We start from the raw sequence: 21,817 nt of genomic DNA on the forward strand, positions 1-21,817 counted from the left end.
TTAACCATGAAATGCACTTTTTATCGATGAAATGCACGTTTTTTAGCAACAGTTTAACAATTTGGACTGATTCCCAATAGGTTGACTATGGGTTTTCCATATTTTTTTTGTGGAAAAACCCCAGTTTGAAAAAAAGTTAAAATTTTAAATGTAAAATTCTGATTTTGTGGTCTCTTGAGCAATCTGTCATCTGAAACCGATAACACGTCAAGGCAAACCAGTAATTGATCAAGTTTAACAACAATCACGACAATTAAAGTATAAATTTGTTATAAAGTCAAAACCAGTTCATTTTTCGGAGCTACCTATGTCCAAATCATCTTCATTAAAAGTACAATTAAGTGCACTTCCCAATAACCCGGGTGTGTATCAGTTCTATGATGCGGATGGAAAGATTCTGTATGTGGGCAAGGCCAAAAACTTGAAGAAACGGGTTTCATCCTATTTCAATAAAAAACAGGAATATGGAAAAACGCGGGTGCTGGTCAAAAAAATTGACTCCATAAAGCATATTGTGGTGCCCACAGAGTCGGATGCCCTTTTGCTGGAAAACAATCTCATCAAAAAACTGTTGCCCCGATACAACGTTTTGCTCAAAGACGATAAATCCTATCCATGGATCTGTATCAAAAACGAAAGGTTCCCTAGAGTGTTTTCCACCCGAAAGTTGATCAAGGACGGCTCTGAATATTTTGGCCCCTATACCAGTATGAAAACGGTACGGACACTCTTGGATTTGATCAAAAGCTTGTACCCGCTACGTACCTGTAACTACGATCTGTCCGAAGAAAAAATCGAGGCTGGAAAGTACAAAGTATGTCTTGACTATCATTTGGGCAATTGTTTGGGGCCTTGCGAAGGGTTTCAAACAGAGAAAGAGTACCATGACCAGATAGAGGATATCAGGCAGATCGTCAAAGGAAATTTGAAAAACTCCATACAGACCTTTAAGCAACAAATGAAGGATTATGCTGATGAGATGGCGTTTGAAAAAGCACAACGGGTAAAGGATAAGATCGAAGTCCTTGAGAATTATCAGGCAAAATCCACAGTGGTAAATCCAAAAATCAACAATGTGGATGTCTTCACGATCATTTCCGATGAGACATACGGCTATGTCAATTTTTTACAGATCTCCCATGGGGCCATAATCAGGTCGCACACTTTGGAAATCAAGAAAAAGCTGGATGAAACGGATGAGGAATTGCTGCAATTGGGTATCACTGAGATTCGGCAACGGTTCAACTCAAAATCAAAAGAAGTCTATTTGCCATTCCCAGTCACTGTTGATGGGGACTTAAAGGTCACCTTGCCCAAACTGGGCGACAAACGTAGGATTTTGGATCTATCGGAACGTAACGCCAGATTTTATAGGCAAGACAGATTGAAGCAAATCAAAATAACTGACCCAGACCGCCATACCAAACGGATCATGGGCCAAATGAAATCCGACCTGCGCCTGTCCGTGGAACCACGGCATATAGAATGTTTTGACAACTCCAACATACAGGGGAGCAATCCGGTTGCCGCCTGCGTTGTTTTTAAGGATGGAAAACCATCCAAAAAGGATTATCGCCATTTCAACATAAAAACCGTGGAGGGGCCAGATGATTTTGCCAGCATGGAGGAAGTGGTATTCAGAAGGTATAAAAGATTGCTCAACGAAGAGGAGCCCTTGCCCCAACTTATTGTAATCGATGGGGGGAAGGGCCAATTATCATCGGCCTTGAAAAGTTTGGAGGTTTTGGGATTGCGTGGAAAAATCGCCATTATTGGCATAGCCAAACGTTTGGAGGAGATTTATTTTCCAGATGACCCAGTGCCATTGTATTTGGACAAAAGGTCGGAAACCTTGAAAATAATACAACAACTCCGGAATGAAGCACACCGTTTTGGAATTACCCACCACAGGAACAAGAGGAGTAAAGGAGCCATTGGTTCGGAATTGGTGGATATTGATGGGATTGGGGAGAAAACCGCTCAACAATTGTTGAAAAGCTTTAAATCGGTAAAGCGAATCAAAGAAGCATCATTGGAAACTTTGACGGCATCCGTAGGGGAGTCCAAAGCAAAGAAAATTTATAAAACCTTTCACAAGTAAACCATGCGAAACAAGGCGGCCATTCTAACACTTCTATTTGCCTTTCTGGGCATGACGTTATTTGCCCAAAACACTTCAGAGGGCAAACCACCAAAGGTGGGGTTGGTTCTGAGTGGTGGGGGTGCGAAGGGTTTGGCCCATATTGGAGCGTTGAAGATAATCGAGGAAGCCGGGATAAAAGTGGACTACATAGGAGGGACAAGTATGGGTGCCATTGTCGGGGCCTTGTATGCGTCTGGCTATTCCTCGCAGCAATTGGACTCCATTTTCAGGAGCACCGATTTTACCAACTTGATTCAGGATAATGTGCCCCGAAGTGCCAAAACCTTTTATGAAAAAGAGGATTCGGAGCGTTATGCACTATCCCTGCCGTTCGAAAACTTTAAAGTATCCTTCCCACAGGCGATTTCTGGTGGACAAAACATTTACAATTTATTGGTGCAATTGCTTTTCCATGTAAAAGATGTAGAGGATTTCAGAAAATTGCCCACACCTTTTCTATGTGTGGCCACCAATGTGGAAACAGGGGAGGAAGTTTTGTTGGACAAAGGATATTTGCCTGAAGCCATTGTGGCAAGTGGGACATTTCCTTCGCTTTTTGAGCCTGCGGAAATAGATGGGCAAATTTTGATAGATGGGGGCGTGGTCAACAATTATCCCATAAATCAAGTAAAGGCCATGGGCGCCGATATTATTATCGGGGTGGATGTGCAACATGATCTGGCCACAAGGGAATCCCTTTCTTCGGCCACGGAAATATTGCTGCAGATCAACAACTATCGTACGGTAAACGATATGAAGAAAAAGTCCAAAGAAACGGATATCTATATCAGACCGGATATTGATGAGTTCTCTGTCATTGCTTTTGATAAAGGAAAGCAAATCGTAAAGAGTGGGGAAGAGGCCGCTCAGAATAAGTTAGATGAACTGAAGCAAATCGCCAAGAGTCAAAAAGTATCGCCAAAGCCAAGGAAGAGGGTTGAAATAGCCGATAGTTTGACCGTCAACCGGATGATAATCGAGGGTAACGATCAGTATACCAGAGGTTACATCAAAGGTAAGTTGCGGTTCGATTTGGCGGAAAAAATCTCTTTTGATGACCTAAGGCAAGGGATGAGCAATCTTTCGGCCACTGGGAACTTCAAGGCCATCCGATATGATTTGATATCGAATGGATTGGGCACGGATTTGATTTTAAAGCTTAAGGAAAACCCCACCAAAATGTTCATCAAAATGTCGGCGCATTATGATGATCTTTATAAAAGCGCAGCACTCATCAACCTTACCAAAAAGAACTTTTTAATGAAGGATGATGTGGCTTCCTTTGATTTTATTTTGGGTGACCACATTAGGTACAACATGCAGTATTATTTGGATAAGGGTTATTATTGGAGCTTCGGCGTCAACTCAAAACTGACCGATTTTGATGCGGAAACCGATTTTTCCCTGATAAAAGGAAATTTCAATGTTCTCAACGACCCCAATATCCAAAGAATCAATATCGATGTGACCGATTTTACCAATCAGGTGTATCTACAAACTGTATTGCAGGAAGAGTTCGCTTTTACCATTGGAGCGGAACATAAATTCCTGAATTATAGCACCCGGACGTTAAATAAAGTGGACCAGGACCCAGAAACGGAAACTTCAACTTCCAACCAACGCACCACTTTTGAAAACTCCAATTACTTTAGTGCTTACTCCCAAATAAAACTGGATACCTACGACGATAAATATTTCCCGACGAAGGGGCTTTTATTCGATGGGGACTTCCATTTCTACGTGCTTTCATCTGATTTCAACAATAATTTTAGTCAGTTTGCCGTGGGTAAGGCAAAATTGGGGGGGACCATGTCACTGTTGCCTGGTTTGAGCTTACAGTTGGAAACAGAAGGAGGAGTGAAATTGGGGACTTCCCCGGTCACTTCTTTTGATTTTATTTTGGGAGGTTTCGGCAACGACTTTGTAAATAATTTTGTGCCCTTCTTTGGCTATGATTTCCTTAGTCTTCCCGGCAATAGTTTTATTAAAGGCTACGGTAGACTAGATTACGAATTTACCTACAAACACCATTTTTTGTTCTCGGCCAATTATGCCAACATCGCTGATGATCTTTTTAGAACGGGCGATTGGTTCAAAGAACCCGATTTTTCCGGATACGGAGTAGGTTATGGTTTTGAATCTTTTTTGGGTCCCATCCAAGTGTATTACTCTTGGTCTCCCGAGTTGTCGGAAAGCAATGTTTTCTTTAGTGTGGGGTATTGGTTCTGATGAAAATCACTTGGTCAAACAGGTCGATTATCTTAATAATTTGTCAAAAAAACGGGTAAAACCAATCAATATCATAGGTGTTTAGTTAAAGTCCGTTAAAAACACTTTTTCCTACAAAACCTTGCCGTATCTTTGGCCCACATAAGGGGTGGTTCCCTTATAACTTTAAGTATTGGTTTTTCATAATTTAAAGTTTGGTTGGTTATTTAGGAAAAGCCCAGTCTCGAGACTGGGCTTTTTTTTGTTTATACTATTTTGGAATAAGTTTTGTTTAAGTATATGTGAACAGTGTAGCCCCTAAAGTGATTTTACTAATTTTATAATCATAAAATTGCAGATGAAAAAAATACTGATACCTACATTATTGCTTCTTTTGGCAATGCCTGTTATGGGTCAAAGTTCACGCCCGGCTTTTAAATCTGGGGAGTGGTTGAAATTTAGGATTCATTACGGCATCCTAAATGCAAGCTATGCCACTTTGCACCTTACTTCCGAAACCTTGGATGATGTACCTGTTTATCATGTAGTGGGAAAAGGCAAAACCACAGGTTTTGCTAGTATTTTCTTTAAGGTTGATGATACATACGAAAGTTATTTTGACCGTGAGCATGGCAAACCCTATAAGTTTATCCGAAAAATTGATGAAGGTGGATATACCAAGGATATAGAAATAGAATTTGACTATGGTAAGGAGAAGGCACAGCTAATGGATAATAAAAATGGCACAAAACAAGACTTTTCCATCCATGACGAAATACAGGATTTGATTTCCGCATCTTACTATTTAAGGAGCAATTATAACCTTGAAGAATTTGAAGTGGGAGACTCCATAAACCTTGACATGCTTTTTGATGATGATGGGGTTTTTAAATTTCAGTTAAAATATTTGGGAAAAGATATCCTCAGGACCAAGTTTGGAAAGGTGGAATGTCTTAAATTTAGACCTTTGGTTCAGTCCGGTCGTGTTTTTAAGGAAAAAGAGAGCCTTACCCTATGGGTTTCCAACGATTGGAACAAAATACCCATCCGCATAAAAGCCAATTTGGCTGTAGGTTCCTTAAAAGCCGATCTTGATGGTTATAATGGATTAAAGAACCAGTTTAAAATAATAATGAAATAGTATTAATGGATAAGGATGCAAAAATCGCTTCCCAAATCAATAAGCTAGAGGAAAAGTACAAAAACTCGGGACAGGACCTAAGTTCTTATTTGGATGGACTTCTTTATGAAAGGTATTTAACGTATTGGGATTACATCCATCTGGATACTTTGCTCAGTCTTCAGGTTCCCAGAACCCATTTCCCGGATGAAGAGATTTTCATCATGTACCACCAGATTACCGAGCTTTATTTTAAACTTATCCTTCATGAAGAAAAGCAAATTGTTGAGGATAGATCCCAGGATGTTGCATTCTTCATTGAAAAAGTCCGAAGAATCAATAGTTATTTCAAGGCACTCATATCATCGTTCAGTATTATGATCAAGGGAATGGAACGCGAGCAGTTCCTGCGTTATCGAATGGCCTTGCTTCCCGCTAGTGGATTCCAATCAGCACAGTATAGAATGATAGAGTTCTATGCCACTCCTTTGGAAAATATGGTGCATCCTTCTGAACGGGATCAATTTTCATCGGAGAACAGCATTGAAGAACTGTTTGAGCATGTTTATTGGAAAAAAGGCGCTACTGATTTGGCCACAGGCGAAAAGACCTTGACATTAAAACAGTTTGAGGTAAGATATACGCCAAGACTTTTACGGATAGCCAACCAAGTGAAGAACAGTACTATATATCAGAAATATCTTCAGCTTCCCGATTCATCCAGAAACAATGAAGAGCTGATTTTAGCGTTAAAAGAGTTAGATTTGAACGCCAATGTAAATTGGCCATTGATGCACATGGGATCAGCGTACAGATATTTGGCAAAGGAAGGCAAGGATGTGGAAGCGACTGGAGGTACCAATTGGAAGGAGTATTTGCCACCAAGTTTCCAGAAAATAATTTTTTTCCCAACTTTGCATACCAAAGAAGAGTTGGATACATGGGGCAAGCAATGGGTGGACCATGTTTTCAATCCAGATAAACAAGAATACAAGGAATAGAAGAACGATGCGGAAAATTATTGGGGCAATTGTGGTGCTGGCCGTACTGGCATCATGCAAGCAAACAAAAGAACCGGTTGAAGAAGTAGCAAAAGTGGAAGTCATTGAAAAGCTTCCAAAATTGCATTATGGATTTAATCTTGATGAATTCAATGTAGTTCACGATACCGTTCGTAATGGGGACAGTTTCGGTGAACTCATGCTCAAGAACAAAGTGGATTATCCCAAAATCGCCGCTATTTCAGAAAATTTCCGGGATACCTTTGATGTCCGAAAGATTATGGTGGGCAAGCCATATCTCATTCTTAAATCCAAGGATACTTCCGAGGTGGCCGAGGTATTCATCTACCAAAACGACAAAATCAACTACACTGTAGTGGATCTTCGCGATTCAACTAAAGCCTATAAGAGCAAGAAAAAAGTAACATTGGTAGAGCGTGAGATAGGAGGAATTATCGATCATAGTTTGTCCATGTCCATTGATACTTTGGGAGTGGATTACAACCTAACCTTTGCGCTTTCCGATATATATGCATGGACCATCGATTTTGGACGATTGGACAAAGGAGACAAATTCAAGGTGGTTTTTGATGAGCGCTATATCAATGACAGTATTTATGCGGGTATTGGAGCTGTAAAAGCAGCATATTTTGAGCATAAAGGGAAAACCATTTATGCATTTCCATATATGTCGGATGCTACCCATAATATATTGGAGTATTTTGATCAAGAGGCCAATAATCTGCGAAGCACCTTTTTACGGGCGCCGGTTAAATTCCAGTATCGATTGTCGTCTCGTTATAACCTAAGAAGAAGGATTGCCTATTACGGTAATAAGGTAAGACCCCATAGAGGAACTGATTTTGCCGCTCCAATAGGAACGCCCATTGTTGCTACTGCGGATGGTACGGTAACCGAATCGACACGCAGGGGCGGAAATGGGAAATACGTTAAAATCAAGCACAATGGTACTTACAGCACACAATACCTACACATGAAGGCTCAAAATGTTAAGCGTGGGGACTTTGTGCGCCAAGGTGATGTAATAGGCTGGATCGGTATGACGGGAAATACCGGAGGCCCTCACGTTTGTTATCGTTTTTGGAAGAATGGAAGACAAGTGGACCCATTCAAAGAAGAACTTCCCGCAGCAGAACCTATTGCAGATTCATTGCGCACCGATTATTTAGCATACATTCAACCGTTGCGTGATCAATTGGATTGCATCGAATTAACAGAGCCAACACCTGCAGAGCCCGAAGAAACCTTAATATCATATACCCAGTAATGGCACTACCCACAATCAACCCTACTACAACAGAAGCCTGGAAAAAACTTCAAGAACATTACCAAGAGACCAAAGATGTACATCTAAGGGAGCTGTTTTCTAAAGAGGAAGGCCGTGGTAAAAAGTTATCCATTCTTTGGAACGATTTTTTGGTGGACTATTCAAAGAATAGAATTACCGATGAAACGTTGAAGTTGTTGTTGGAGTTGGCTGAGGAGATTGACTTAAAAGCGGCCATGAAAAGTTATTTTGGTGGAGAACTCATCAACCAGACCGAAGGTAGAGCCGTATTGCACACTGCCTTGCGTGCCAAAAAAGATGACAAGGTTTTGGTGGACGGAGTCAATATCGTTGATGAGGTCTTTGAAGTAAAGGAAAAAATCAAAACTTTTTCTGAAGCCGTTATTTCTGGGGAAAGAAAAGGGCATACGGGCAAGGCATTTACCGATATCGTGAATATTGGTATTGGCGGGTCGGATTTGGGGCCAGTAATGGTCACTGAAGCCTTGAAGTTTTATCAAAATGACCTAAAAACCCATTTTGTAAGCAATGTTGATGGTGATTTGGTACACGAAGTGATAAAGGGACTTGACCCAGAGACAACCTTGTTTGTTATAGTATCAAAATCGTTTACCACACAGGAAACGTTGTCCAATGCATTGACCATTAAAAAGTGGTTTTTGAAAAGTGCATCAGAAAAAGATGTGGCCGACCACTTCGTGGCAGTGTCCACCAACTTGGAAAAAATCAAGGAATTTGGTATTGCAAATGACAATGTGTTCCCGATGTGGGATTGGGTAGGTGGTAGATTCTCCCTGTGGAGTGCTGTTGGATTGTCCATAGCACTTTCCGTAGGTTACGAAAACTTCGATGCCCTTTTGGATGGGGCCCATGAAATGGACGTCCATTTTAAAGAAACCCGGTTCGATGATAACATACCTGTGATATTGGGTCTCATCAGTGTTTGGTACAATAACTTTTATAAGGCAGAGACCGAAGCGATCATTCCCTATACACAATACCTGCACCGTTTTTCGGCATATTTGCAACAAGGTATTATGGAGAGTAACGGAAAAAGTGTGGACAGAGCAGGAAATAGGGTTGGTCATGAAACCGGTACCATTATATGGGGAGAGCCAGGGACCAATTCGCAGCACGCCTTTTTCCAATTGATACACCAAGGCACCAAACTGATTCCAACAGACTTTATCGGATACAAGAAATCACTGCACGGCGATATGGACCTTCACAATAAATTGATGGCAAACTTTTTTGCCCAGACCGAAGCTTTGATGAACGGTAAAACAGCAGATGAGGTAAAACAAGAATTGGAATCTCAAGGATTATCGGGCGAGGAACTGGAGAAATTGCTTCCTTTTAAAATCTTTGAAGGAAACAAGCCCACTAACACGATATTAATCGATAAACTGATCCCTAAAAGTTTGGGCGCGTTGATTGCACTTTACGAACACAAGATATTTGTTCAAGGTGTGGTTTGGAACATCTTTAGTTACGATCAATGGGGCGTGGAATTAGGGAAGCAATTGGCCAAAAACATTTTGTCCGATATTGAGAATTCAGATATTGGTAAACACGACAGCTCCACATTGAACCTTTTGCATTTTTTTAAGGAGTAAATTGCCATCTGCTCAAAACCTTATAAAATCTCCAAACAATTGTTTCTCAGATAATTTGATTTGTTAATTTAGTGTTAAGTATATTTGCTTGATTTTAACTTTGGCTTAATCGCAGAGTGTCAAAAATGGATCACATTTGCAGGGCTAATTAAACACTTAAACACTGAATTAAATGAAAAGAATCTACTTGGCTATTGCGGCTATTTTTGTTTCCGCGATGGCATTTTCACAAGGAACTCTTACTGGTACGGTTACCGATGGTGATATGGGCGGACCACTACCAGGAGCTACCGTAATGGTAAAAGGAACATCCAATGGAACATCCACTGATTTTGATGGTAACTTTACTTTGGAAGTAAGCCAAAGTTCAGGTACACTAGTGGTATCATACATTGGATTTTTGAAGCAAGAAGTCGCTTTCTCTTCCACAGGCAATGTGGGTACTATTGTACTAATGCCAGATGCTGAACAACTAGGTGAGGTTGTTGTTACTGGGGTAATGGATATTGCAAAAGACAGGGAAACCCCTGTTGCTGTATCTACCATTACATCAACAGAAATCGTTGAGAAATTGGGTTCTCAGGAATTTCCAGAAATTTTGAAATCAACACCTTCTATCTATGTAACAAAACAGGGTGGTGGTTTTGGAGACGCCAGGATCAACGTTCGTGGTTTTGACCAAAGAAATACAGCGGTTATGATTAACGGTGTACCTGTAAACGATATGGAAAACGGATGGGTTTACTGGAGTAACTGGGCTGGTCTTTCTGATGTAACTTCTGCTATGCAGGTACAAAGGGGTCTTGGTTCATCCAAATTGGCCATCTCTTCTGTGGGTGGTACCATCAACATTTTAACTAAGGCTGCCGACAATAAAGAGGGTGGTGCAATTGCTGCTACAGTTGGTAACAACGATTATTTAAAAACTACTGTGTCTTACAACACTGGTTTGATGGAAAATGGACTTTCAGTTAGTGCCATGTTCGGTCGTGCTGCTGGTGACGGATATGTTCAAGGTACTCCTTTTGAATCTTACAACTACTTTGTAGCTTTGGGATACAGACCTAACGATAAGCATGATTTCCAATTTATGGTAACCGGTGCTCCTCAGCAACACTACCAAAGAGGTTATGCTGAATCTATCTCCAACTATATTGCTTACGGTAACAATGGTGTAGATCCTAACATCCGTTATAACTCTGATTACGGATACAGAAATGGAAAAGAAGATACCTTCTCAGGTAACTTTTACCATAAACCAAAAGCTATGATCAACTGGGATTGGAAAATCTCTGATAAATCTACTTTGTCTTCAGTAGTATATGCTTCCCTAGGTCGTGGTGGTTCTATCGGCTCTATTGGTAGAATCAATGGAGGTCAATCCTATTATGGGCAATTCAAAGACGCTAACGGACATGTTCGTTTTGATGATATCGTAGCTTGGAACAGTGGTGCCAATGTTCCTGATTTTGGTGCGCCAAGAGAAGGATTTACAGGTACAAATGACCCAGCTTATCAAGGTCCTTTCTTAGGAATGTTTGTAAATGGTAATTCTAACAGTTATGGTCATGTAGATGAATATGGATTTACACGGGGATCTGAAAACGGTATCTCTCAACGTTCTTCTATGAACTCTCACAACTGGTATGGAACTATTATTAACTTCCATAACGACGTAAATGAAAATTGGTCATTCGATTTAGGTGTTGATGCCAGAACATATAAAGGTATCCACTACAGAAGGTTGGTGGACCTTATGGGTGCCGATGTGTATGTTGATAACGATGACGCCAATAATATTTACAACTTTACTACAGATACCTATGCTCCAACAATTGGAAATATCTGGAATGTATTCAAGAATGTTGATGACGAAACCAAAATTGATTACTATAATGATGGTAAGGTACAATGGTTGGGAGCTTTTGGTCAGGTTGAGTACAAAACCGACAAAATTTCTGCCTTTCTTCAAGGAGGTATTTCCAACCAGGGATTCAAAAGAATCGATTACTTCACTTATCTAGATTCAGATCCCGAGCAAGAAACGGATTGGATTAATATTGTTGGAGGAAACATTAAAGGAGGGTTAAACTACAACATCGACGAAAAACACAATGTGTTCGCTAATGCAGGTTACTATCTTAAGCAACCCATCTTTGATGCTATCTTCTTGAACTATAGAAATGACATTAATGATGACTACCAAAACGAGAAAATCCTTGGACTGGAAGTAGGATATGGCTTCAGAAGCCAGTACTTCAGTGGAAATGTTAACTTGTACAGAACTTCTTGGAGTGATCGATTCTTATCTGAGAGTGTTAATGTAACTGATGGGGATGGTAACTTGACATTCCAAGGAACGGCAAATTACGACGGTATTGAGCAGGTGCATATGGGAGTGGAAGTTGATTTCACTGCACGCCCATCACACTGGTTGACTTTCACAGGTATGTTATCTTTGGGTGATTGGCAATATGCTGGTAATCCTCAAGCAGATGTATTTGATGACGGACAAAATAAAGTTGGAGAAGTATCGATGATTTTAGATGGGGTAAAAGTGGACGATGCAGCTCAAACTACCTTGAGATTGGGTGCTACCGTAGAGCCTGTGGAAAACTTGTTCTTCGATGCAAGCTGGTATCATGCTGCTGACCTTTACGCTCAGTTCGACATTGTTAATTTCCAAGATGAGGATCCAGCTGATGGACAACCAGATGGTGGAGATTTCCAATTGAAATTGCCAGCATACGATTTGATCGATATGGGTCTTTCTTACAAAATGGCTTTGGGTAAAGAAAAAAGCAAGTACTTGAACTTAAGATTGAACGTAAACAACGTATTCAACGAAGTGTACATTTCTGAATCAACTTCCAATAACGAAGCTGAAGCAGGAGATGAAACTTGGAACGGAGTCAATGTATCTAACAACGTATTCTGGGGCTTCGGAAGAACTTGGAACTTTGGTCTACGTTATAGATTCTAATAGAATCTAGAAAAGATACAATTAAAAGCCCCTCGCACAAGCGAGGGGCTTTTTTTATGTTTAAAATTCCGTATTTTTAGACCATACAAACTTTACCTAATGGAAATCATCAAGAACCTACACTCTTATTTGGCCTACGTGGTGCTGGCCGTTTTAGTAATCGCCGTAGTCAATGCCATAGCAGGCTGGTTGGGCAAGAAGGACTTTACCTTACAAAAAGACCTTCGTATAAGCTTGTTCGCACTTATTCTTAGTCATATTCAATTATTGGTAGGGCTTATTCTTTATTTTATATCAGGTAATGGGTTTAAAGCCATACAAACCTTGGGAATGAGTGGACTGAACGCTCCTGCGCGTTTATTGGCCGTGGAACACCCGTTTATCAATATTATCGCTTTGGTGTTGATTACCATTGGGTGGTCACGTCACAAAAAATTGATGGAAGCCACTAAAAAGTTCAAGACCATTTCCATTTTCTACGGACTCGGATTATTGCTTATTTTGAGCCGCATTCCATGGGGGCAGTGGTTCGCTTAAAAAAATTGTAATGTCATTCCTGCGAAAGCAGGAATCTATTTTTCGTTTACTTCGCTTTTTTTCAATAAAAACAAATACGCAGGAAAGTGGTCACTGTACCCTGCTGTATACGTACCGCCCGAATACGTTCGTAGCGGATAACCTTTAAACCGGCCTTCATTTGTTCGGATAAATTGGGGTGCAAAAATTCCCGCTTTCCAGAAAGATAATGTAGTTCGGTCTTCGGTCATTATATTGGCAGTAAAGAATAGTTGGTCGAACAAGTTCCATTTGTCCTGGTACGCCAAGGAACCCACACCTTTTTTAAACATGGCTTCCATCGGATTAAATAGTCCCAAACTATCCAATTGGCCTTTTTTGCCTTTTGTTTTCAGTATTTTTTTCAAACTGTCATCAATGGGGTCATCGTTCAGGTCGCCCATAGCAATGATCTTTGCATCAACATTTAGTTCTTGGATAGAATCTATGATGCGCTTGTTCAACAAAGCAGCACGTACACGTAAAGGTTGACTTTTCGCTGCTCCTCCCCTTCGCGAAGGCCAGTGGTTCACAATAAAATAGATGCTTTCACGATCTATGGTGCCACCCACAACCAATTGGTCACGGGTATATTCCCGCTCCCCCATATCATCAAACAACAAAAGCCGATGACTCTTAAACGAAGATGGGATAAACGAAGCTTTTTTATAGAGCAGGGCCACATCAATCCCTCGTTCATCAGGCGAATCAAAATGAATGATTCCATAATCCTTCTCCTGTAAATTCGGGTGTTGCACTAAATCTTCGAGCACATCCAGATTTTCAACCTCGCAAAGGCCGACAATATCCGGAGATGTTTTGGAAGTTCCAGCACCAATTTGGGAAATAACTTTGGACAGGTTTTCCACCTTTTGTAAATAGCGTTCCTTCGTCCAATGATAACGTCCTTCGGGAGTACGGTCATCATCAAAAGTGAGGGTGTCGTTTACCGTATCGAAGAGGTTTTCACAGTTGTAAAAAGCAATCGTTCTTAAGGTGTACGTCTTGGACTTTTGTCCATAAAGTGAGGTCGATATTAATACAAGTAGGCATATTAATAATCGCATTTTATTTTGATTTTGTAGCTAAAATAAGTACAATTGTTCGCTTTTTCACAGTTTGTACAGCAATAACAACCCCTTTTTTCTTAATTAACCTACAATAAGCTATGAGGCTAGCCATAGTATTGGCCATGCTTTGTTGTAAATCGCTGTATGCACAACAAAGTACTCGAATTACAGGGCAATTGATGGAAAAGGGTTCAAACGTGCCCATTTCGAATGCAAAAATCATTCTGGGAAACACTTCTCAAGAATTCCCAACAAACAACAAAGGCGGGTTTGAAATCAATTTAGCACAAACTGGAGAGCAAATGCTCCATTTTTCTGCGTTGGATTTTATTTCGAAGCGGTTTTCGGTCTATTTGGATGGAAATACGATTGATTTGGGAATAATTTATTTGGAAAGGGATATTGCCCACGAACAAACAGATAATTTGATTTCGCTTACCGATGGGGACCTATCCGACGATTTTGAATCCGTTTCCAGTTCCATGGGATTGTTGCAATCCACTAGGGATATATTTCTGAACCGTGCTGCATTTGATTTTGGCCAGGCCTTTTTTAAGGTCAGAGGCTACGATTCACGAAATGGCCAAGTATTGATGAATGGTGTGCCCATGAACAAATTTTTTGATGGGAGGCCGCAATGGAATAATTGGGGCGGGCTGAATGATGTGGTCCGAAATCAAGAATTTACCAATAGCCTAACATTGAACCCATATACGTTCGGTGGGATTTTGGGCAATACCAACATCAACACCCGACCTTCAGGATTCCGCCCGGGTCTACGATTGTCCTCATCATTTTCCAACCGAACCTATCGCGGTAGGTTGATGGCCACTTACAATTCGGGAGAAAAGCCAAGTGGATTGGCATACTCTGTATCCGCTTCGCGTCGATGGGCCAAAGAAGGTTTTGTGGAAGGGACATTGTACGATGCCTATTCTTTTTTCGGAGCAGTGGAATATCAGTTCAACGAGCAAAACAGCATCACGTTTACCTCACTATTGGCTCGTAACCGACGGGGGCGCTCTTCTGCTTTAACCGAAGAGGTTTTTGATTTGATGGGAGGTCAATACAACCCGTATTGGGGAAAGCAAGACGATAAAATTCGTAATTCAAGGGAGCGTGAGATTTTTGAACCCTTGTTTCTCTTGAACTACGCATTGAACAAGAAAAAAATCAATTGGAATGTTGGACTTGCCTATCAAACAGGGATTAATTCCAGAAGCAGACTGGGCTACTACAATGCCCCGAATCCCGACCCAACGTATTACCGTTATATGCCCAGTTATCACATCAACAGTTCTATTGGAGCGGACTTTATCAATGCAAATCTGGCAAAAGAAGCTTTTTTGGGAAACCCTCAATTGGATTGGGAACTACTTTATACAGCAAACAGCAACAATGGCGAAAAAGCAGCTTATTTACTTTATGATGATATTGCCCAAAAGACGACCATTTCGAGTGCTACCAGCTTTAATTATACATTGAGTGATTTCATTGAACTTGGCTTTGGAGGGAATTACAAGACCACGACATCCGAGAACTATGCAGAAATTTTGGATCTATTGGGGGCCACCTACCACGAGGATATGGACACCTTCTCCAATACTTTGAACCATGTTGATGGAGAACTACAGAAAACCGAGGGCGAAAAATTCAATTACAATTACAATTTGGATGCATCCCAAATGGAAGGGTTTACCCAACTAAAATTCGCCTCTAAAAAGTGGGATGGTTTTGTATCGGCTTCGTATTCCAATTTTAATGTCCAAAGAGATGGTCTCTTCAAAAACGGGCGCTATTTGGAAAACTCCTTTGGAGCAAGCGAGAAAATAGCATTCTCCAATTTGGGCTACAAAGGGGGATTTACTTATTTCTTGACAGGAAGACATTGGTTCACAGCAAATGCAGCGATGGTGGAAAGACCGCCCATCATTCAGAATATATTCATCAACCCGAGAGAAAACAATGAAACGGTTCCCGAGCTTCAGAAGGAAATAGTGAGTAGTGTGGATTTGAGCTATTTTGTCCGTTTGCCCAGCTTAACTGGACGAATCAGTGCGTTTTACACAAGATTCCAGCATACCACGGATATCAATTTCTTTTTTGTGGATTCAGGCTTGGGTTCCGATTTTGTTCAGGAAGTGATTACAGATTTGGACAGACTTCACAAAGGCATCGAGTTTGGGTTTGAGTACGAAGCATCATCTACGGTAAAATTGACCGCTGCAGGAAATGTGGGGCATTATGTATACGCCAGCGACCCATCTGTCCAAATCAATTTTGATACGGCAGATGCCGAAGAAGACCTTATTGCTCCCGAAGGAAATATAGATCTGGGCATCGCAACCCTCAAGGGTTTAAAACTGGCCCAGGGACCCCAGACCGCACTTGCATTGGGAGTATCCTACAGAGCCCCAAAGTATTGGTGGATTAGTGGTACGACTAATTTTCTCACCAATAATTACAGCAATCTTTCGACTATCACAAGAACTTCCAGTTTTTTGATAGACCCTGAAACGGGCGAGCCTTTTCCAGATGATTCGGAAGAGAGTGTTGCCAAATTGCTAAAGCAAAATAAACTGGACGACATCTATTTGTTGAATCTGGTTGGGGGAAAATCATGGTTGGTTGATGGGAAGTATATCAGCTTTTTTGCAAGTATCAACAACGTTTTTGATACGGTTTTCCGCACCGGCGGCTATGAGCAGAGCAGGAACGGAAATTTTGGGCAGTTGAAACAGGATAACCTGAGCGGTTCGCCCTCCTTTGCCCCAAAATATTGGTACAGCTATGGAAGAACCTATTTCTTGAATTTGGCCATTAGCTTTTAAAACCTACTTATGAAAAAATTGATTTTTAAAATTATTGGAACTGTCATCTTGATATTCCTTTTATGTTGTGTTGATGGAAGGGAATTTGATGAAATTGGCGGGAATTGTGAGACCGATATGGTGGCCAATATCACTTTTGCAGAGTTGGATTCCTTGGTGCAAGATGAAGTGATTCAAATTCAAGAGGATTTGATTTTGGAAGGCTATGTAATCTCTTCTGACCGAGCAGGGAATTTTTTTGGTGTGCTTTACCTGCAAGATGCGTTGAGCAATCCATCCATGGGGATTCAATTGGAAATGGATTTGAGGGAATCACATTTGCTTTTTCCAGTTGGGAGTAGAGTGCTGTTAAAGCTAAACGAGCTTTATCTGGGCAAAAGAGGAAGCAATATTCGAATCGGAAGTGTTTTTTCTTCCTTTGGAAACCTTTCCATTGGAAGATTGCCCTCGGGAAAAGTTATCGACCATTTTTTTGTGTCGTGCGATGGAGGAGGGATTCCCAATCCTGAAGTTGCAACCATTCCCGAAATGGACAGCCTCCCATCAAACATATTGGTACAATTGGAAAATGTTGAGTTTGCTGAAGAAATTTTAGGCGAAACCTATGCCGTTGCCCAAGAAGAGACGGAAAGAAAGCTGATGGATTGCGAAGAAAATGAGATTGTACTGATAAACAGTGGCTATGCCGATTTCCAATCCGAACCACTTCCCAAAACGAACGGAACGCTAACCGCCATTCTAACCAAGGATGGGGATATACCCCAATTATTGATTAGAACGTTGGAAGACGTAAACTTTACCGAAGAGCGTTGCCCAGAGATTATTACCGAGTTCACTTCCACCCAAATATTTATATCGGAATTGGCCGACCCGGACAACAACTCAAAAGCCAGGTTTGTGGAACTGTATAATTCCGCATTGGCGCCCTTGGATTTGAACCTATGGACCCTCCGAAGATATACCAACGATAATACTGAAATAAGTTCCACTATTGATTTGTCAGGATTGATTATTGATGCTGGGAGTACATTGGTCATTTCCCCCAATGCGGAAGAATTTGAATTGGTGTATGGTTTTCCACCAGATTTGGGTGTTGGCACTAATAGCCCTGCAGATTCCAATGGAGATGACAATCTGGAATTGGTTGACCCTTTCGGAAAAGTAATCGATGTGTTTGGTATTATTGGAGAGGATGGTTCAGGAACCAATCATGAGTTTGAAGATGGTAGGGCTTTTCGCACTCTAGGTGTTATACAAGGGAGTGCGGACTACAATTTTAATGAATGGACCATTTTTAATGACACAGGAGAGAATGGCACCATTAATTTACCGCAACAAGCCCCACAGGACTTTACCCCCGGTAAACGGGAATAGATAAACATCTTGCAGCATAACCCCAATAACATTTTATAATTATTTGACATGAAAAAAATCTTTATTGCGGTGACTTTATGTTGTAACCTTGCTAACATAAGTGCCCAAGAATTTTCTTTTGATCAAAAAGAACGATTAGATCGTTGGGGTCTTAACTATGCCTATTTAATTGAACAAAGCGAAGCCAATGAACAACAACTTTGGGAAATTTTAGATATTGACCGTAAGCGAAAGAACAATCTTATTATGGGAAGTACTTTTGCAGGTTTGGGTCTGGTAATGCTTGCTGGAGGCAGTTTAATTTTTTCTCAGGATAGTGGTTGCGATGATGCACATATTTGTGAAAACACAGGCCAAGTTATTGTTGGAGGAGGGTTAATGGCGTTGGGGACATTTGAAGTGGGCGTATCCCTGCCTTTGTTTCTATCATCCTTAAAACGCAAGAAAAAACGGAATAAAATGGTTAGGGAATTGAATTTGAAATACGGAATACAATCTCAGTTGGAATAAAAAAAGCCCCTTTTAAAAGGGGCTTAAATCTATTTATTGGTTTGGGCTTAAAATTCTTTGTACTTAAATTTTTGTCCACCTACAGAAGCATCGGCCATAAGACCAGCTTTTGGAAGCGCAAAAACGGCTACGCCATCCTTATATTTGGCCTCAAAGGCAATGCCTGACTTTAAGGCTACTGCGGAGGTTTCTGCAGCAAACTGGAACTTTTCTGTTTTAAAACGTTGCAGGTCCACATCAGTCTCAAAGAAAATCACCTCAATAATGGCTTGTCCACCAGCTTGCAAGCCGATGTTCAATTTTTTAAGGTCGGCCATTCCAACGGCATTACCATTTTCGTAAACCACACCGTTTCCCGAAGCACCACCGATAATAAAGCCCCCTTTGCCAACATTGGGAAAAATAACATACCCTGCGGATTCATCAAAGAAGCGCTTCAAACTAGGGCTTGTTTCCAATAATGTCGTTTTGGCCTTTTCGGCATCACCCATAATTTTTCTGTCTTTTTTACTCTGTGCGAATACACTTGTTCCTAGTAATAATACAGCGATTACCAGGATGGATTTTATCGTTTTCATATTATTTGTTTTTTGTGTTCATCCAAAGTTAGAAAACCTAGTCGCTGATTTTAGGATGTGCTTTCCCAATAATTGTTAATAAAAGCATATGGGTTAAGATTTCTCTATATCGAATCAATACTCAATAGATAACAACTATGTTTTAATAGTATTTTAATATCAGTTCTCTATATTAAAAATTATCATTTTCGTATTTTTAAGATGACTAAAAATCTAATTTTAAACAAAATACTATCATGAGTAAAGAAATGGCAAACGGGGCAGATGCAAGTCAATGCCCATTTTTGAGCGAAGTTGCCGGTGGAGGTACACAAAACGAAGATTGGTGGCCCAACCGACTTAAGTTGGAACTTTTGAGCCAACATTCAGAAAAATCAAATCCACTTGGAGAAGATTTCAACTACGCAGAAGAGTTCAAGAAGCTCGATTACGCAGCACTTAAACAGGATTTATTGGACGTTATGACCGATTCACAAGATTGGTGGCCAGCAGACTTTGGTAGTTATGCAGGGTTGTTTATTCGCATGGCATGGCACAGTGCAGGAACCTATCGTGTGCAAGATGGCCGTGGAGGCGGTGGACGTGGGCAACAACGTTTTGCTCCACTTAACTCTTGGCCAGATAACGTGAGTTTGGACAAGGCACGTCGTTTGTTGTGGCCCATCAAACAAAAATACGGTCAGAAAATATCTTGGGCAGACCTTATCATATTGGCTGGGAACGTAGCACTGGAGTCCACAGGATTCAAAACCTTTGGTTTTGCAGGAGGCCGTGAAGATGTTTGGGAACCGGACCAAGATGTGTATTGGGGTAACGAAACCGAATGGTTGGCTACGAGTGATACACCAAACAGCCGTTATCAGCATAATAAAGAAGAACGTGAAATAGAAAATCCTTTGGCCGCAGTGCAAATGGGATTGATTTACGTAAACCCAGAAGGGCCAGATGGCAACCCTGACCCAGTAGCCGCAGCACACGACATTCGCGAAACTTTTGAGCGTATGGCGATGAACGATGAAGAAACCGTAGCATTGATTGCTGGTGGACACACCATTGGTAAAACACACGGTAATGGAGATGGCGAAAAAGTAATGATGGATGCAGATCCAGAAGCAGCAGATTTGGCATCACAAGGCTTTGGCTGGGAAAATAAAAATGGTACAGGAAAAGGTTCTGATGCCTTTACTTCTGGATTGGAAGTAATTTGGACCTCCACCCCGGTAAAATGGAGCAATGATTTCTTTAAGTTCTTGTTCGAATATGAGTGGGAATTGACCAAATCCCCAGCAGGTGCACACCAATGGGTAGCTTCAAATGCGGAGGCTGTTATTCCAGACCCTTTTGGTGGACCCAACAGAAAACCTACGATGTTAACTACTGACCTATCGTTGCGTTTTGATCCCGCTTACGAGAAAATTTCACGTAAATTTTATGAAGACCCTGAAGCTTTTGCCGATGCCTACGCCCGTGCATGGTATAAGCTGACACACCGTGATATGGGGCCGTTGTCCCGTTACCTTGGACCAGAGGTGCCTAAGGAAGAATTGATTTGGCAAGATCCAATTCCTGAGGTGGACTATACTTTGGTGGATGCTTCCGACGTAAAAGCATTGAAAGCAAAAGTATTGGATGCTGGTCTTTCGGTTTCTGATTTGGTTTATACAGCTTGGTCATCTGCAGCCACTTTCCGTGGTGGGGATAAGCGTGGTGGAGCCAATGGTGCCCGTATCAACTTGGAGCCAATGAAAAGTTGGGAAGTAAATAAAGGGACCGATAAAACCATCAAGGTTCTTGAGGACATCAAAGATGAATTCAATAGCAACGCCGGTGGTGGAAAGAAAATCTCCTTGGCGGATATGATCGTTTTGGCAGGTAGTGCCGCTGTTGAAAAGGCGGCCAGTGATGCGGGCGTGCCTACAGAAGTACCCTTTACCCCCGGCAGAAACGATGCAACTCAAGAGCAGACCGAAATTGATTCCGTTGATTATTTGAACACTCCTTATGACGGGTTCCGAAATTATGTGGTCAAAGGAGTAAAAGTGCCTGCAGAGCATTTGTTGGTGGATAAGGCGCAATTGTTGACGCTTACCACTCCAGAAATGACAGCCCTAGTAGGTGGTTTGCGTGTGCTTGGAGCCAACTTTGATGGTTCAAGACATGGAGTATTTACCGATAACATTGGTGTATTGAGCAATGATTTCTTTGTGAACTTGCTGGATATGTCCACCGAATGGAAGGCTGCCAATGAGGAAAAGTCACTTTATGAAGGCGTTGACCGTAAGACAGGTGATTTTAAATGGTCTGGTACACGAGTGGATTTGGTATTCGGTTCCAATTCCATCTTACGTGCTCTTGCAGAAGTATATGCAGAGTCAGGATCAGAAGCAAAATTTGTAAAAGATTTTGTTGCTGCATGGACCAAGGTAATGAATCTAGACCGTTTTGATCTGGATTAATTCAAACGAAAAAAAGAAAAAGAAAATTAACATCAAAGGCTGCCATGACCTATTCAGGTTGTG

Annotated in this window: 14 protein-coding genes; 12 read left to right on the plus strand and 2 right to left on the minus strand. The window is 41.1% G+C overall.

The features are described from left to right. Window positions 1–307: 307 nt before the first annotated feature. The 8 genes from uvrC to PY092_RS02695 all read left to right on the plus strand — a co-directional run bounded on the left by uvrC (window position 308) and on the right by PY092_RS02695 (window position 12,917). Window positions 308–2,101 (plus strand): excinuclease ABC subunit UvrC, encoded by a 1,794-nt coding sequence (uvrC, locus tag PY092_RS02660; protein ID WP_275614306.1) that lies wholly within the window; start codon window positions 308–310, stop codon window positions 2,099–2,101. Window positions 2,102–2,104: 3 nt separating this feature from the next. Further along, a complete protein-coding gene (locus PY092_RS02665) occupies window positions 2,105–4,372 on the plus strand; it encodes a patatin-like phospholipase family protein (protein WP_275614307.1) in 2,268 nt (755 codons plus the stop codon). Between the two features lie 337 nt (window positions 4,373–4,709). Then, window positions 4,710–5,492 (plus strand): DUF3108 domain-containing protein, encoded by a 783-nt coding sequence (locus PY092_RS02670; protein WP_275614308.1) that lies wholly within the window; start codon window positions 4,710–4,712, stop codon window positions 5,490–5,492. Window positions 5,493–5,497: 5 nt separating this feature from the next. Beyond that, on the plus strand, window positions 5,498–6,472 hold the full coding sequence (locus PY092_RS02675; protein ID WP_275614309.1) for a tryptophan 2,3-dioxygenase family protein: 975 nt from the start codon (window positions 5,498–5,500) through the stop codon (window positions 6,470–6,472). A gap of 7 nt (window positions 6,473–6,479) precedes the next feature. After that, window positions 6,480–7,760, plus strand: coding sequence for a peptidoglycan DD-metalloendopeptidase family protein (locus PY092_RS02680; RefSeq protein ID WP_275614310.1), 1,281 nt, complete (start codon window positions 6,480–6,482; stop codon window positions 7,758–7,760). Next, window positions 7,760–9,397: a glucose-6-phosphate isomerase gene (gene pgi, locus PY092_RS02685; RefSeq protein WP_275614311.1), complete on the plus strand. Its 1,638-nt coding sequence runs from the start codon at window positions 7,760–7,762 to the stop codon at window positions 9,395–9,397. Before PY092_RS02680 ends, pgi begins: the two co-directional genes overlap by 1 nt. 172 nt (window positions 9,398–9,569) lie before the next feature. Continuing rightward, complete coding sequence (locus PY092_RS02690; RefSeq protein WP_275614312.1) at window positions 9,570–12,380, plus strand: TonB-dependent receptor; 2,811 nt, start codon at window positions 9,570–9,572, stop codon at window positions 12,378–12,380. A gap of 99 nt (window positions 12,381–12,479) precedes the next feature. Beyond that, window positions 12,480–12,917, plus strand: coding sequence for a hypothetical protein (locus tag PY092_RS02695; protein WP_275614313.1), 438 nt, complete (start codon window positions 12,480–12,482; stop codon window positions 12,915–12,917). Window positions 12,918–12,952: 35 nt separating this feature from the next. Here the strand turns inward: PY092_RS02695 and PY092_RS02700 are convergent, their stop codons facing one another. Continuing rightward, window positions 12,953–14,002: an endonuclease/exonuclease/phosphatase family protein gene (locus PY092_RS02700; protein ID WP_275614314.1), complete on the minus strand. Its 1,050-nt coding sequence runs from the start codon at window positions 14,000–14,002 to the stop codon at window positions 12,953–12,955. Window positions 14,003–14,103: 101 nt separating this feature from the next. On the opposite strand from PY092_RS02700, the gene PY092_RS02705 reads away from it, so the two are divergent. The 3 genes from PY092_RS02705 to PY092_RS02715 are packed head-to-tail and all read left to right on the plus strand — an operon-like array spanning window position 14,104 to window position 18,720. After that, complete coding sequence (locus PY092_RS02705) at window positions 14,104–16,836, plus strand: TonB-dependent receptor (protein ID WP_275614315.1); 2,733 nt, start codon at window positions 14,104–14,106, stop codon at window positions 16,834–16,836. A 9-nt stretch (window positions 16,837–16,845) separates the two neighbouring features. After that, window positions 16,846–18,210, plus strand: a complete 1,365-nt coding sequence (locus tag PY092_RS02710; protein ID WP_275614316.1) for a DUF5689 domain-containing protein — start codon at window positions 16,846–16,848, stop codon at window positions 18,208–18,210. A gap of 48 nt (window positions 18,211–18,258) precedes the next feature. After that, entirely contained in the window at window positions 18,259–18,720 is a 462-nt protein-coding gene (locus PY092_RS02715; protein WP_275614317.1) for a hypothetical protein, read from the plus strand. Between the two features lie 47 nt (window positions 18,721–18,767). Here PY092_RS02715 and PY092_RS02720 read toward each other — a convergent pair whose 3' ends face one another. Further along, the gene (locus tag PY092_RS02720) at window positions 18,768–19,298 is read right to left on the minus strand and encodes a lipid-binding SYLF domain-containing protein (RefSeq protein ID WP_275614318.1); all 531 of its coding nucleotides are present in this window, start codon (window positions 19,296–19,298) and stop codon (window positions 18,768–18,770) included. Window positions 19,299–19,534: 236 nt separating this feature from the next. On the opposite strand from PY092_RS02720, the gene katG reads away from it, so the two are divergent. Then, window positions 19,535–21,754: a catalase/peroxidase HPI gene (katG, locus tag PY092_RS02725; RefSeq protein WP_417958139.1), complete on the plus strand. Its 2,220-nt coding sequence runs from the start codon at window positions 19,535–19,537 to the stop codon at window positions 21,752–21,754. The last annotated feature ends 63 nt before the right edge of the window (window positions 21,755–21,817 follow it).

It is taken from the genome of Flagellimonas yonaguniensis (assembly GCF_029193885.1).
GTDB lineage: Bacteria > Bacteroidota > Bacteroidia > Flavobacteriales > Flavobacteriaceae > Flagellimonas > Flagellimonas yonaguniensis.